The organism is Kushneria sp. EE4 (genome assembly GCF_977968315.1).
In genome coordinates, this window is sequence record NZ_OZ386212.1 from 971,407 (window position 1) to 986,165 (window position 14,759).

Here is a 14,759-nt window from a genome sequence, read left to right on the forward strand (position 1 = left end):
CATGGTGATTTATGGCGTGGCACTGCTGGCCGGCTGCATGCTGGCCGGTCTGATCATTGGTGATGTGCTGGGGCAGCTTCTGGGCATCAATGCCAATCTCGGCGGCGTGGGGATCGCCATGCTGCTGCTGATTTTCGTGACCGGCTATCTGAAAACGCATGACCACCTGCCGGAGAGTACCGAAAGCGGGATCAACTTCTGGAATGCGATGTATATCCCCATCGTGGTGGCGATGGCGGCCAGCCAGAACGTGGCCGCCGCCTTCAGCGGTGGCATGGTCGCCATCCTGGCCGGTGCCCTGGCGCTGGTGCTGGGTCTGGCGCTGGTGCCGCTTCTGACCGGCAAGCGCGTGGATGAAGCCCGACCGCTGGATGCCCGGCCCGCTCACGCGCATGGCAGAAGCCATTAATCGATCCCGCTTTCGGAGTGTGCCATGAACGATTCCATCATGACGCTGTTGGACAAGTACCACCTGATTGCCGCCTTTGCCGTGATCGGGCTGACCATGTTTGTCTCGCACTGGATGAGCCGACGCTTTACCGCCGGGCGGCTGCACGGCTCGGCGATTGCCATTTTGATCGGGCTGGCGCTGGCCTATTTCGGCGGCATCTACACCGGCGGCACCAACGGGCTGGCGGATGTGTCGCTCTTTACGGGGCTGGGCCTGATGGGCGGTGGGATGCTGCGTGATCTGGCGATCATCGCCACCGCCTATGGGGTGCGCTTTAACGAAATCAAAAAGGCCGGCCTGCGCGGGCTGATCGCGCTCTTTGCCGGCGTGCTGGTGTCGTTTTTTGCCGGCGCCGTGGTCGCGGTGGGCTTTGGCTACACCAGTGCGGTGGACATCACCACCATTGCGGCCGGGGCGGTAACCTACATCGTCGGGCCGGTTACCGGGGCCACGCTGGGGGCCAGCTCCGAGGTCATCGCATTGTCGATTGCCGCCGGGCTGGTGAAATCGATTCTGACCATGATCGTCACGCCCATGGTGGCGCGCCTGATCGGGCTGGATAACCCGCGCTCGGCGATGATCTTTGGCGGGCTGATCGGCACCACCAGCGGGGTCGCGGCAGGCCTTGCCGCCACCGACGCGCGCCTGGTGCCCTACGGCGCAATGACCGCCACCTTCTATACGGGGCTGGGCATTCTGCTGGCGCCCACGGTGCTGTTTCTGGGCGTTCGGCTGTTTTTCTGAGCCTTCGTCCGAGACGTTATCAAGGCGGCACCTGGGCACGTCATTGATGTGTTCGGGCGTTGTCATGACCATCCAGTAATCTTTCCGCAAGGCGGCGGTCGGTCACTAGAATATTGCCTAGACCGGCCGCGAAGGCGGCTCTGACGGCTTCAGCCTTGTAAGCGCCGCTGGCGAGAACCATGAGGTTGTCGATCCGGCGCATCTCTTCAAAGCCCATTGCCAGAGTGCGTCGTGAGAAGTCGGTAAACCGGCTGCCATCGGCACGAATGAATGTACCAAGAACCTCGGCAACTGCACCTGAATCGACAATGATCTGCTGCTCTTCCTTCGTCAGGCGCTGCGTCAGCTGTGACTGAAGCGGGTGGAGACTACCAATCGAGATGGCTGCCGCCGTCACGTTGGCGAACTGTTCCATTGCAGCCGCCACGCCCTGTTCGTGACGCAGACTATCGGCAATGGCGGCATCCGACACCATCAGCGGTACGTACATGGGATAGGCCACGCCCCGATTGCGTTCGGTAATACGCCGGATCATGTCAAGAGAATTTTCGCCGGGTGTGCCCACAATGCCGCAGATCTGTACGACGGCACATGCAGGCAACTGACAAAGCTGATCCACCATGGCACTGGTAGTACGACCCCAGCCCACTCCCAGAACGTCGTCTTCGGCCACCAAGTCACTTAGCAGCGCTGCAGCGGCGCGACCGATCTGTTGTCGAGTGCGAACCGAATCGTCCTCTTCGACGAAGGATTCCACGACCACGGCTTCACGCAGTCCGAAGCGGCGACGTACTTCGCTCGACAGCGCCGTGTGCACCTCAATGGGCGGACGAATCACAAATTCGATCATGCCTTTCTCACGCGCCATATCGAGCAATCGCGCTACCTTGAAGCGGGAGATGCCCAGATCCTCGGCGATCTGAATCTTGGAATCGTTATCGATGTAAAACCGCTGCGCCACACTTGCTGCCAGAAGACCTGTCTCCTGATCGCTGGACATGAATTGCTCCTTGCTACCTGAAAAAGACCCTACGAAATGGGAATACCGCACAAAAGAGCGAGGGTGTTTTCATTTGAGTGAAAAGGCTTCGATTTTACCGGGTGAGCGATTAGTGCGTCCAGCTCGAGCGTAAAAGGCCTGACCATCCAGATTGGGAGATTGCCATGTCTGCTTTTGATGCATCCATCGTGGGACTTTATGTGGTCGATGTGCACGGCCGAGCGATCACATCATTACCGGATGAGGGCACCGGTCAGTTCATTGATGACATTGTGTTCACGGTAGCGGGAACCGCCGGGGGGGTAGCGGTCGACTGCGCGCTGCTGGGCATGAATGTCCACGCTGCCGGAGCGCTCGGTAACGATGAGAAGGCTGATTTCATTTTCCACAATCTGGCGGCGTGTGGCGTCGACACCGGCGGGCTTGAACGCCTTGCCCATCTGTCCACCTCGGCATCAATGATTGCCAGCGGCGGTTCCGGTGAGCGGCGCCACTGGCATTTCCGGGGAGCTGCCGGCGGCTACCGACCGGATGCAGCCGCCGTCGAGCGGGCCCTACAAAGCCGCATTGTCCATGTGGGCGGTATCGGGCTGCTGGGTGAATTCGATGGAGAGCCGGCGCTGGATTTCATTCGCCGCGCCAAGGGCAATGGCTGCATAACGACGCTGGACCTGATTTTTGCCCGACCCGAAGTGCGTGAGGCGGTCGATCCACTCATGCCGTGGACCGATTACTTTATCCCCAGCATCGACGAAGCGCAGGTGCTGACCGGTCTTGATGATCCTGACCAAATTATCGACTACTACCTCGAAAAGGGGGCCGCCAATGTGATCCTGACGTTGGGCGAGAAGGGTAGCTATCTGGCTGGACGCGATCTTGACGAGCGGATTCACGTACCGGCGATTGCCGGCTTGCAGCCGGTAGATACGACCGGCTGCGGCGATGGTTATTCGGCCGGCATTATTGTCGGTCTGCATCATGGCTGGAGTCTCGAGTTTTCTGCCTGTTTTGCTACTGCTGTTTCATCGCTTGTGCTATCGGGGCTGGGGTCCAAAGCCGGCATCGTATCGCTGGAAGCTACTCGTGACATCGCTGAGCGACACCATGAGGATTATCGAAGTGGTCGGTATGCCAAAGACATGGCAGGGAGAGGATGAACTGTTTCCTTTGCTCTGATGGATGTCTTTTCTTGATAACGCCTGGACAGATGATATGAACGAAAACGACAAGCGGCAGATGATCGTTGATCACTGCCTGGAAATGAACCGGACCGGCCTGAATCAGGGCACTTCCGGCAATATTAGCCTGCGTCACGAGCGGGGGATGCTGATTTCCCCCAGCGGCGTCGATTACCGGGAGATGAGCGCCGATGACATTGTTTTTGTCGATCAGCAGGGCCAGCCGCACGGTGAGCTCAACCCCTCCAGCGAATGGCGTTTTCATCTGGCTATTTTGGACCGATATGACGCGTTCGATGCAGTGGTGCACAGCCACCCTGTGCATGCCACAGCCCTTGCCATGTGCCGTCAGGATATCCCTGCCGCGCACTATATGGTGGCGGCGGCAGGAGGGGAAACGGTGCCCTGCGCGCGCTACGAAACCTTTGGCACTGACGCCCTCTCCGAAGCCCTGCTGGAGGCACTGGAAAACCGACGAGCGTGTCTGATGGCCAACCACGGCATGGTGGCATGCGGCGCAACGCTTGGCCGTGCCATGTGGCTAGCGGTCGAGGTAGAAACGCTGGCACGACAGTACGTGATCGCCAGATCGATCGGAACGCCTCACATACTGGATCGCCAGGAAATGACTCGAGTGATCGATAAGTTCAAGGATTACGGTCGCCAGCCCAATCGTGCTACCTGACATGGGTAGCGCCTGTTCGGCACAGCAGGTGCGCTGTCATAACCTTCTTCCGACCACGGCCAAGCGGTGGTCTATCCCGGGTTTCCGCCTCATGAATGCTTGGTTTTTCCGTTTGTATTGGCGCGGCACAAGGCTCAGGAATTCGATACATCGACTGTCCTGTTACGACGAGATTGCGACTAATAGGCGATACCGCTCATAAGAGCGATGTGTTGCTATTTTGTTGGAAGAAGGCTGTTGAGCGCGCCGGGAGGCGATGGCGCTGCTGAGAAAAGGGAAAAGGTGCCTCATGGCGAAGAACGTCGAATACAAAAGCTCGGATGCTGCAGTCGCAGTGGTGGAATACCGGGATATCAGCAAACGCTTTGGTACTTCTGTCGTGCTTGATGAGATCAACTTGTCACTTTATCCGGGTCGAGTCATGGCGCTGATGGGTGAGAACGGTGCCGGCAAGTCCACCATGCTGAGTATTCTGGCCGGTCTGTTGGCGCCCTCTCAGGGGGCCATCGTCGTTGATGGTGAAGAGATCACCGAATATTCGCCTAGTGCCGGGCAGGCAAGTGGCATCGAAATCGTGACTCAGGAACTGTCACTGGTGCCTCATCTGACGGTCGCCAATAACATCTTTCTCGGCCGGGAACTGACGCAAGGCGCTCGCACCGGCGGTTTTTTAAAGTCATCACGGATGACTCAAGAGGCCCAGGCGGCCATTGATGAGTTCGATATTCCGATTGCGGCCGATGATCGTATCGAACAGATCAGCCTTTCATACGCTCAGATTGTTGAAATTATTCGGGCCTGGCATCGACGCCCGCGGGTTCTGCTGCTCGACGAGCCCACCTCATCACTGACGCGCAATGAAACCCGACATCTTTTCGAGATTGTCAGGCGGTTGCGCGATGCCGGTACTTCGGTGGTCTTTACCACGCACAAGATGGATGAAGTCGAGCAGATGGCAGATGACATCGCAGTGCTGCGTGATGGAAAGATCACCCTGACAGCCCCAATCGAGCGTCTCTCGTCAAATGAGATCATCAGCGCCATGGTGGGACGCGAACTGGCTGAACAGCAGCTGGATCTGCCGCCTATCAAAGAGACAGATCCCGTCCTGAGCGTCAGCAACTATGCCACACGTCAGACGTCGGAAGGTCATGAGGGCGTTTTCGATTTCAGCGTTCGACCGGGAGAAATCGTCGGGCTGGCCGGCATCGCCGGCTCAGGGCGCACTGCCTTTTTTAAATCGGTCTATGGCCTGCACACCGCCCGTACCGGCGATGTAAAGCTGGCTCGACAGCCCTACACAAAACGATCGCCGTCGAACTCCCTCAAGCGCGGTTTGATCTATATACCGGAAAATCGCAAGGAGGCCGGATTGGTGCTGTCGCTGGATATTGCGCAGAACACCATTCTGTCCAACCTCGCGCGTTTTACCGGCCCTGGCGGCTGGATCAGGCGCGGGCAGGAGGAAAACGTCAGTCGTGAAGCGCTGGAAAGCCTGCATACCAAATACTTCGGAGCACGCACGCCAGTCGCAGCGCTTAGTGGCGGCAATCAGCAAAAGGCGATGGTGGCGCGCTGTCTGATCGCTGACGACCCCCAGGTACTGCTGCTGGATGAACCCACCCGCGGCATCGATGTGGGGGCCAAAGCGGATATCTACGCCATCATTGTTGACTTGGCCCGTCATGGCATTGCGATCGTGGTCTCTTCATCCGAGCTGCCTGAGTTGATGACGCTTTCTCATCGTATTGCCGTGTTCCGGGATGGCGCCATATGTCAAAGCCTTGAGCGCGATGCGTTTGATGAAAAAGAAATTGTACGTGCCGCTATCGGTGCCTGATTGCCTGCATGTCCCGACCGACCCAAAGGAGAACACTCGATGAGCACAGCCCATACGGAGACAGCCGCTCGCTCGCGACCGCAAAAGACATTCAGTGCGCTGTTCAGTCGCGCTCGCCTTGCGTCGCTGGTGGTCTGGATTGCCTTTGCCTGTTACGTAGTGCCGCTGGCGATTGTCGAGCCCCAGTTCATCTCTTTTTACAACATCATCTCGATTCTGATGTTGATATCGGTGTATGCCCTGATCGGCTTTGGTGAGGGTGTGGTCGTGCTGTCCGGGGGGATCGATCTTTCCGTAGGAAGCGTGGTAGGGCTGGCCGGCGTGGTGGCGGCACTGATCATGCAAGGAAATACCGGCATCGGCTGGGCATTGATAGCAATAGTGGGCGGCGTTTTTGCCGGTATTGTCATCGGCATGCTCAATGGTATCGCTGTAGCGTTGCTCAACATTCCCGCCTTTGTAGCCACTCTGGGAACGCTGTCGATCGCACTGGGATTCGGATACGTACTCAGCAACGGCCAGCAGATTTCAATCAACAACATGGCCTTTTTGGATATCTCGGTTTACTCCTGGTTCGGCATTCCGATCCCGATCTACATCATGTTTGCTGTCTTTCTTCTACTTTGGCTTACCTTGTCACGGACCCGGTTGGGTCGCTATGTCTATGCGGTGGGCGGCAATATCCAAGCAGCTTTTGTAGCAGGACTGCCAATTCGGAGAGTATTGATTTCGGCCTTTGTCATCTCCGGAGCATTATCCGGATTGGCGGGAGTGCTTCTGGCTTCGCAGATTACTGCCGGTATTGCCACTACTGGCACTGGCTATGAACTGATTGCCATCGCAGCCCCGGTTATTGGTGGAATCAGTCTGGCTGGCGGCCGCGGCTCAATAGCTGGCGCCCTGTTCGGGGTGATTCTGCTGGGAACCATCGATAACGGTCTGACAATCCTGAACGTTTCGCCGTTCTACCAGCACATTATTAGCGGCTTTATCATCATTCTTGCCGTGTACCTCGACACGGTCGCAAACCGTCGGAAACTGGTCTAGATGGCCGATTTCCATCTGCGGTACGCAAGCCAACCATCCCGAAGGAGAGAATAATCATGAAAAAGGCAAAGTGGTTCAGGCAACTGGCCGTTGGTGCGGCCGTGATGTACGGGCTGTCGCTAATTGGTATGGCGCAGGCTCAGGAGAGTGAAGCACAAGGAAATAACGAGCCGCTGACTATCGGCTACACCGTTTATGCCATGTCCGGCTGGGTCTCCTCGGGGCGGGAAGGTGTCGATGAAGTGGCACGGGCCAACAATATTGATCTGCGCTGGGCCAGCGCCGACAACTCGGTGGCTTCTCAGGTGGCGCACATGAATCAGTTCATTGCTCAGGGGATGGACGCCATCGTGGTCGATGCCGTCGACTCGGCTGCCCTAGGACCACAGATCAAGGCAGCTCGCGATCGCGGTATTCCGGTTATTGGCACCAATGTCAAGATATTTGAGCCTGGCAAGCAGTTTCTCAACGCCTACGTCGGCCCGGATGACATCACGGCGGGTGAAAATCAAACTCGCGCGCTGATCGAGGCAATCGGTGGATCGGGCAACGTGGTCATTTTACAGGGCCCGCTAGGTCAGTCGGGCACGATTGATCGCACCACGGGCATCGAAAACGTTCTGGCCGAACATCCTGACGTTAATGTGCTGGCCATGCGCCCTGGTGACTGGAAGCGGGAGGAGGGCTACAACATCATGGCTTCCTGGCTGTCGCGCTATGGCGAAGAGATTGACGGTGTGATCTCGGAAAACGATGACATGGCAGTGGGCGCGATTCGAGCCATGCGTCAGCGCCGTGTCAACGATATTCCGATTGTCGGGATTGATGGCATTGAAGCAGGCCTGCAAAACGTTGACGCCGGTCGTCAGCTGATGACCAACCTGCAGAATGCACCGCTGCAGCTGGGTATGGCGCTGCAGGTGGCCGCCAACGCCGCTCGGGGCCAAGAGGTGCCCAAAGAGATCTTTATCGAGATGCCCATTGTGAACGAGGAAAATGCCAGCCAGTACTACCAGCAGATGTATGAAAACCGTTCGCAGTTTCTGGCCGACCTGCCCGAGCTGATCCGCCGCAATCTTGCCTCCGGCGATTATGGCTCGCAGCAATAAGGGACTATGGCGTCGCTCTGCTGGACGGCGCCAAGCTTAGCAGCATGTATGCCAACAGGAGGAGGCACCCATGGAATACCGAGGCTACAGCAAGGATTTTTCACTAACCGGACGCCGGGCGCTGATCAGCGGTGGGGCAGCGGGCATCGGTCGCGCCATCGCCGAGCTTTATGTCGAAAAGGGCGCGCGCGTGGCCCTTTTAGATCGCAGCGAAGGGGTTCATGACGCCGCTCGTGACATCGGCGGCGGGGCCATTGCGGTACAGGGCGATGTGACCTCGAGCGACGACGTACAGGCCTGTGTCGAGCATGTGATCGGTGAGCTGGGCGGTATCGATATACTGGTCAATAATGCCGGCATCGTAGCGCTGGCCCCAGCTGAGGAGCTTTCCGAGGCAGACTGGGATGCCACCATGGCCGTCAACCTCAGGGGCGTTTTTCTACTTTGTCAGACGGTGGGGCGGCACATGCTCGAACAGGGTAGTGGACGCATCATCAATATGGCGTCACAGGCCGCGGTGGTCGCGCTGGACAAGCACCTGGCCTACAGCGCCAGCAAGGCGGCGGTGGTCAGCATTACCCAGACACTGGCCAGCGAGTGGGGGCCACGCAACCTGCGTGTGAATGCGATTTCACCCACCGTGGCGCTGACTGAGCTGGGGCAGAAAGCCTGGGCCGGCGAGGTGGGAGAGCAGATGAAACAGAAGATTCCTGCCCGGCGCTTTGTCTATCCGGAAGAGATTGCCGGCTGCGCGCTCTATCTCGCCAGCGATGCCGCCGACATGATCAATGGTGCTAACCTGGTAATTGATGGCGGCTACAGCATTCAGTAGCCGTACTTCGGCCGCCTGCCATGGGCGGCCGGCTCCCCTGAGTCAGTGCCTTACTCTTCCAGAAAATAATCGCTGTCCAGCCGCTTGATCTCGAAGCGATCCACGGTCGATACGCCCACGTTGTGATCGATCATCAGGCGCGCGAGCTGCGGGCCGTCGATTAGGATGATGCGGGTTTCAAGACTCGTGACATACTCCTGCGCCTCGCGGGTGAAGTTGGAGGTGGTGATAAACACGCCCTTGCGCGCTCGTTTACCGGACAGCGCCCCGGAGAACTTCTGGATGTCCGGCCGGCCCACCGGATTCGACCAGCGCTTGGCCTGCAGATAGATCGTCTCAAGGCCCAGCGGGTCTTCATTGATGATGCCGTCGATACCGCCATCCCCGCTTTGCCCCACGTTCTGACCGGCCGATGCCCCGCAGCCATAGCCCATGGTCATCAATACATCGATGACCAGCTGTTCAAAGCGCGCCGGGTGGATCTGCTGCATCCGCTCGATCAGATCGAACTCGAGATCGGCCCGAATGGCACGCCACGAGACCTCCATGCTCTCCAGCGGGGTGAGGCAGTCCGGTACCTCCTCCATGGCGTCCTGATCGTTGGCCGCCCGGGTGCGGGGGGCGCTGCTGCCGGTGCGGCGGCGAAACGCCTGAAACGATTCAAAGCCCATCAGATAGGCCATGTCGATATGGCGCACTTCCCGCAGGGTGATATAGCCCTGTGGGGTAATGGTCACCAGCCCCCGCCCGCAGGACTCCAGAAGTCCGGCCTTGCGCAGATAGCTGGCCGCCCAGGTCACGCGGTTGTTGAACAGATACTGCTGCCCGCTGGGGCTGAGCTGATGGCGCTCCTGCGCCGTCAGCTCAAAGGCATCGGCAAGCGGGGCGTAGCTGTCGCGCAGGCGCAGGGTCTCGGCGCCGGCGCTCAGCTGTAACAGGGGATACATCAGGGCGTGAAAGTCGGGAATCGGCATGGATCGGCGAGCATGGCTCCGGTAACGAGTGGCACCGGCCAAGAACGCTTCCGACCGGTTGCGGTATTGTCCTACACCTCCACCTGACTGCCCAGCTCCACGACCCGGTTGGGCGGCAGGTGGAAAAACTGCATGTTGCTGTGGGCGCTTTTCAGCATGAAGGAGAACAGTCGCTCGCGCCAGCGCGCCATCCCTGCCTCTGATGCGCTGACCAGCGTCTCCCGGCTGAGAAACCAGGTGGTGTTCATCGCCTCGAAGGGGAAGGGGGCCTCATTGGCTGTCCGGGACCGGCTGAAGGCACTCAGCGCCTGCGGCACGTCGTTGGTCTCCATATAGCCAAAGCGCACGATGATTCGATAAAACCCGTCCTCGAAGGTTTCCATCTGCACGCGCTGTTGTTCTTCAAGCCAGGGGCGGTCGTCGCTTTCGACCGTGACCAGAATGACCCGCTCATGCAGCACCTGGTTGTGCATCAGGTTATGCAACAGCGCCCGCGGCAGCACCTCGTGCCGGCCGGAGAGAAACACCGCCGTGCCCTTGACCCGGTGCGGCGGCTGGCGGCGCAGGCTCTGGATCAGCCCCGCCAGCGGCAGGTCGGTGCCAACGCGTTTTTCCAGCAGCGCCCGGCCGCGCCACCAGGTGCCCATCAGGGTAAAGAGCACGATACCGGCCAGCACCGGGAAGGCGCCGCCGTGAAAGAGCTTGGCGATATTGGCGCTGAAATAGAGCGCATCGACCAGAACAAAGCCGGTCAGCAGCGGCAGGCTTGCCCACAGCGGCCAGCGCCACAGCCGGATCATGACCACCGACAGTAACAGCGAGGTGATCAGCATGGTACCGGTGACCGCGATGCCGTAGGCCGCGGCCAGATGGGTCGAGCTTTCAAAGCCCACGACCAGTGCCACCACGCCGATCATCAACAGCCAGTTGACCGTGGGAATGTAGATCTGACCGCGCTCGGCGCTTGAGGTATGAAACACGCGCATGCGCGGGATAAAACCGAACTGGATGGCTTGATAGGTCATTGAATAGGCCCCGGTAATCACCGCCTGCGAGGCGATGATGGTGGCCACGGTGGCCAGGATCACCATCGGCCACAGCGCCCAGTCAGGTGCCAGCAGATAAAACGGGTTGCTGATCGCCTCGGGCTGAATAAGCAGCAGCGCCCCCTGACCGAAGTAGTTCAGCACCAGCGCCGGCAGCACCACCCAGAACCAGGCCCGCGCAATGGGGCGCCGGCCAAAGTGGCCCATGTCGGCGTAGAGCGCCTCGGCCCCGGTAATGGCCAGTACCACCGAAGAGAAGATGATGATGCCGATGCCCGGGTTGCTGCGAAAGATGTCGATGGCGTGCAGCGGATTGACCGCGGCCAGCACCTGCGGCGCCTGCATGATGCCGTAGACCCCGAGCGCGCCCAGCGAGGCGAACCACAGCAGGGTGATCGGGCCGAAGAGCCGACCCACCGTGGCCGTGCCGCGATGCTGAAACACGAACAGCGCGATCAGAATGCCCAGTGCCATCGGCACCACCCAGTGCGCGATGGGCGGATAGGCCACTTCGATCCCCTCGACCGCCGACAGCACCGAGATGGCCGGTGTGATCATGCTGTCACCGTACAAAAGCGCCGCCCCGGCCAGCCCCAGCATCACCAGCGCCAGCTGCAGGTGCTGATGGGTGACCCCGCGCCGGGCCAGCGCCGTCAGCGCCATGATGCCGCCTTCGCCCTGATTGTCGGCGCGCAGCACCACCAGCACGTACTTGAGCGTGACCACCCAGACCAGCGACCAGAAAATCAGCGACAGGATACCCAGCACGCCGCTGTCATCGGCCTTCAGGCCGTAGCCGCCGGTAAAAACCTCCTTGAGCGTATAGAGCGGACTGGTGCCGATATCGCCATACACCACGCCGACCGCGGCGATGGTCAGCGTCGTCATGGACGCCTTGTGGGAAGATTCGCCGGTGCGACCGGAGGTAGCGGTGGTCATGGAAAGTGTCCATATCGCGCCGTGGCGCGTGATTGCGAAGAAAGCGCGGGCTCGACAGGATTATCGGCCCGGCCAGGTGCATATTGAAATTGCCCGGGCCCCGCCACAACGCCGCCGGCGCGGTTTTTACGAAACTTTTACGCCGGCCGTGTTGGGGGCGCGCGGGCCAGGGCGCACACTCGATGGACGGGCAATACGGACGCGAGGACGATCAAAATGGACGAGGCGCAAAAGCGCGATGACGTGCACGTTCTGGTAGCCGTGCCGGGCCGGCTCGAGGCCGCAGCGCTGATTCGAACGGCAGCGCAGATGGCCCGACGCCGCGGCGATCGCTGGCGGGCAGTGCATGTCGAAACGCCGCGCGCCCGCACGCCGCCGGCCGTGCTGGACAGCCTCTCTCATCAGGTTGCGCGGCTGGGCGGCGAGTGGTGCGTGCTGACCGGCGAGCGCATCGGCGACGAACTGGCCGACCACGCCCAGCGCAGCCGCGCCGATACGCTTATCATCGGTCGCGCCCCGCCGGCGCGCTGGTTCCGGCCCCGGCGGGGTCGTGATCGCCGTTTGCTGGACGCCCTCGAGACGCTGGACGTGGTGGTGGTTGCCGGCGTGCCCGACCCGCGCCGCCGGCCGCGCTGGCGGCGACTGACCTGGCGTGAAGGGTACTGGCCGCTGGCAAGCGCGGGGCTGGCGCTGGTGATTGCCTGGCTGGTGGCCGGTTTAATGCCGCTGGCCAATCTCTCGCTGATCTTTCTGGGCGCCGTGCTGGTCACGGCGATCGGTGCCGGTGCCCGCGCCGCCATGCTGGCCGCCTTGCTCTCGGCGCTGGCCTACAACTTCTTTTTCACCAACCCGCGCTTTAGCCTCGAGATGATCGAGCAAAATGAGCTTTCAACGGTCGGGCTTTTTTTGCTGGTGGCGCTGATCGGCGCTCAGCTGGGCGGCGGGCTTCGAAGACGCATGATGGCACTGCGAGAGAGCCGCCATCAGATCCGGCAGCTGCTCACCACGGCCCGGGCGCTGTCGGCCGCGCCGGATCGCGCCCGGATTCGTGAGATCATCGTCACCACCGTGGCGCACGACTGGTCGCTGCCGTGTGCCTTTCTGGAGTGCGAAGGCGCCGGCGTCATCCCGACGGTGCGTGCCGCGCACCCCGGTGAGCCAGTGCTGGACGCTGCGGCAATAGAGGCGGCCACCTGGAGCTATCACCACGCCGAGCTCGGCGGGCCGGGAACGGCCATGTTCAGCGACCAGCGCTGGCGAATGGTGCCGCTGACCGATGCCTCCGGCGTGCTGGGCGTGATTGCCATGGCCATCGACGAGCGCCGCCCCGGTCGCGAGCGGCGCGACCCCGAGCTTCTGGCCACGCTCTTTCGTCTGTTCGCCGCGGCGCTGACCCGCGTGACGCTGGTCGAGGCACTGGGCGATGCCCGTCTGGCCGAAGGCAACGAGCGCCTGCGCGCGGCACTTCTCTCGTCGGTGTCGCATGATCTGCGCACGCCGCTGGCCTCGATCATCGGCTCGGCCAGCACCCTGCGTGATCTCGACGACAGCCTGAGCGGTGAAGATCGCCACGAACTGCTGGACGCCGTGCTCGGCGAGAGCGAGCGGCTCGACCGCTATATCCAGAACCTGCTGGACATGACGCGTCTGGGGCATGGACTTTCGATCAAGCGCGACTGGGTCGCGCCCGGTGATCTGCTGGAAGGTGCGCTGACCCGGCTGGGGCGCTCGCTATCGCGGGTTCAGGTGGTGCGGGCGTGGCCCGATGACCTGCCACTATTGTATGTACACGCAGCGCTGATCGAGCAGGCGCTGGTCAATATTGTTGAAAACGCCATTCGCCTGTCGCCCGAGCAGGGGCGCATCACCCTGAGTGCCCGTGTCGAGGGTGACCGGCTGAGTCTAGTGGTGTGCGATGAGGGGCCGGGCGTGCCCGAGGCGCTGCGCGAGCGGATATTCGAGCGCTTTTTTACCGGCGAGCGAACGGACACCGGCCCCCACGGCAGCGGGCTGGGCCTTGCGATCTGTCGCAGCATGGTGCACGCCCACGACGGTGATGTGCACGTCGAGGACGGCCCCGGCGGGCGCGGGGCCACGTTTGTCATTCGTCTGGCGCTCACCGCAGCGCCCGAGGCGTTCGATCATGACGACTGAATCTCCCCACATCCTGATCATTGACGACGAGCGCGAGATCCGGCGCTTTCTGCGCATCAGCCTGCACTCTCAGGGCTTTGCGATTACCGAAGCGGCCAGCGGGCGCGAAGGGATCGAGCGCGCACAAAACGTCTCGCCCGACCTGATTCTGCTTGATCTGGGCCTGCCGGACATGGACGGCCAGGAGGTGCTCAAATCGCTGCACTGGCAGTGCCGGGCGCCGGTGATCGTGGTCTCGGTGCGCGAAGGCGAGGAGGAAAAGGTCGCCGCGCTGGATGCCGGCGCCACTGACTACGTCACCAAACCCTTTGGCATTCGCGAGCTGCTCGCGCGCATCCGGGTTGCGCTGCGCGCCGGGGCCACCGTGGCGGCGGCGTTACCGGTGCGCGCCGGCGAGATCGAGATCGATCTCCAGCAGCGCCGCGTCAGCCGGGGCGGGGAGGCGCTTCACCTGACCCCGCGGGAGTACGCCTTTCTGGCCCGGCTGGCGCAGACGCCGGGGCAGATCGTCACCGGGCGGCAGCTTCTCATCGAGCTGTGGGGACCGGTGTTTGAACACAACACCCACTACCTGCGCATCCTGGCCAGCCGCCTGCGCCAGAAGCTCGGCGATGACCCGCGCACGCCCTCGCTGATCCAGACCGAAGCCGGCATCGGCTACCGGCTGATGGTGGACGGCGACACAGCGCCTTGAAAAGACAATAAAAATCGCCCCTGTTCACATGGGCCACGAGCCGTTAGAATAAGCACCGATGCGCAA

General features: G+C 61.0%; 13 protein-coding genes. 10 read left to right on the plus strand and 3 right to left on the minus strand.

Features of this window, described 5'->3' with window-relative positions:
• Nucleotide 1 precedes the first annotated feature (1 nt).
• Complete coding sequence (madL, locus tag ACXMYO_RS04385) at nt 2–409, plus strand: malonate transporter subunit MadL (protein ID WP_438767137.1); 408 nt, start codon at nt 2–4, stop codon at nt 407–409.
• A gap of 24 nt (nt 410–433) precedes the next feature.
• Nucleotides 434–1,195, plus strand: a complete 762-nt coding sequence (madM, locus tag ACXMYO_RS04390) for a malonate transporter subunit MadM (protein WP_457807928.1) — start codon at nt 434–436, stop codon at nt 1,193–1,195.
• 40 nt (nt 1,196–1,235) lie between these two features.
• Here the strand turns inward: madM and ACXMYO_RS04395 are convergent, their stop codons facing one another.
• The gene (locus ACXMYO_RS04395; RefSeq protein ID WP_457807929.1) at nt 1,236–2,195 is read right to left on the minus strand and encodes a sugar-binding transcriptional regulator; all 960 of its coding nucleotides are present in this window, start codon (nt 2,193–2,195) and stop codon (nt 1,236–1,238) included.
• Between the two features lie 164 nt (nt 2,196–2,359).
• On the opposite strand from ACXMYO_RS04395, the gene ACXMYO_RS04400 reads away from it, so the two are divergent.
• The 6 genes from ACXMYO_RS04400 (at nt 2,360) to ACXMYO_RS04425 (ending at nt 8,886) form a co-directional block, all read left to right on the plus strand.
• Entirely contained in the window at nt 2,360–3,352 is a 993-nt protein-coding gene (locus ACXMYO_RS04400) for a carbohydrate kinase family protein (RefSeq protein ID WP_457807930.1), read from the plus strand.
• A 55-nt stretch (nt 3,353–3,407) separates the two neighbouring features.
• The gene (locus ACXMYO_RS04405) at nt 3,408–4,058 is read left to right on the plus strand and encodes a class II aldolase/adducin family protein (protein ID WP_457807931.1); all 651 of its coding nucleotides are present in this window, start codon (nt 3,408–3,410) and stop codon (nt 4,056–4,058) included.
• A 289-nt stretch (nt 4,059–4,347) separates the two neighbouring features.
• Nucleotides 4,348–5,898, plus strand: a complete 1,551-nt coding sequence (locus ACXMYO_RS04410) for a sugar ABC transporter ATP-binding protein (RefSeq protein ID WP_170140507.1) — start codon at nt 4,348–4,350, stop codon at nt 5,896–5,898.
• Between the two features lie 39 nt (nt 5,899–5,937).
• Nucleotides 5,938–6,945: an ABC transporter permease gene (locus tag ACXMYO_RS04415; RefSeq protein WP_115853346.1), complete on the plus strand. Its 1,008-nt coding sequence runs from the start codon at nt 5,938–5,940 to the stop codon at nt 6,943–6,945.
• A gap of 56 nt (nt 6,946–7,001) precedes the next feature.
• Nucleotides 7,002–8,054 carry a substrate-binding domain-containing protein gene (locus ACXMYO_RS04420; RefSeq protein ID WP_457807932.1) on the plus strand — a complete coding sequence of 351 codons (1,053 nt, stop codon included), beginning with the start codon at nt 7,002–7,004 and terminating at the stop codon, nt 8,052–8,054.
• 70 nt (nt 8,055–8,124) lie between these two features.
• Nucleotides 8,125–8,886 carry an SDR family oxidoreductase gene (locus ACXMYO_RS04425; RefSeq protein ID WP_115853344.1) on the plus strand — a complete coding sequence of 254 codons (762 nt, stop codon included), beginning with the start codon at nt 8,125–8,127 and terminating at the stop codon, nt 8,884–8,886.
• A 50-nt stretch (nt 8,887–8,936) separates the two neighbouring features.
• On the opposite strand, the gene ACXMYO_RS04430 is transcribed toward ACXMYO_RS04425, so the two are convergent.
• Together ACXMYO_RS04430 and ACXMYO_RS04435 are read right to left on the minus strand one after the other, a co-directional pair.
• The gene (locus ACXMYO_RS04430) at nt 8,937–9,860 is read right to left on the minus strand and encodes a restriction endonuclease (protein WP_457807933.1); all 924 of its coding nucleotides are present in this window, start codon (nt 9,858–9,860) and stop codon (nt 8,937–8,939) included.
• 71 nt (nt 9,861–9,931) lie between these two features.
• Nucleotides 9,932–11,845 carry a potassium transporter Kup gene (locus tag ACXMYO_RS04435; protein ID WP_457807934.1) on the minus strand — a complete coding sequence of 638 codons (1,914 nt, stop codon included), beginning with the start codon at nt 11,843–11,845 and terminating at the stop codon, nt 9,932–9,934.
• A gap of 216 nt (nt 11,846–12,061) precedes the next feature.
• Here ACXMYO_RS04435 and ACXMYO_RS04440 point away from each other — a divergent pair, with 216 nt between their 5' ends.
• Complete coding sequence (locus tag ACXMYO_RS04440; protein WP_457807935.1) at nt 12,062–13,999, plus strand: ATP-binding protein; 1,938 nt, start codon at nt 12,062–12,064, stop codon at nt 13,997–13,999.
• A complete protein-coding gene (locus ACXMYO_RS04445; protein ID WP_457807936.1) occupies nt 13,989–14,693 on the plus strand; it encodes a response regulator in 705 nt (234 codons plus the stop codon). Before ACXMYO_RS04440 ends, ACXMYO_RS04445 begins: the two co-directional genes overlap by 11 nt.
• Nucleotides 14,694–14,759: the final 66 nt, after the last annotated feature.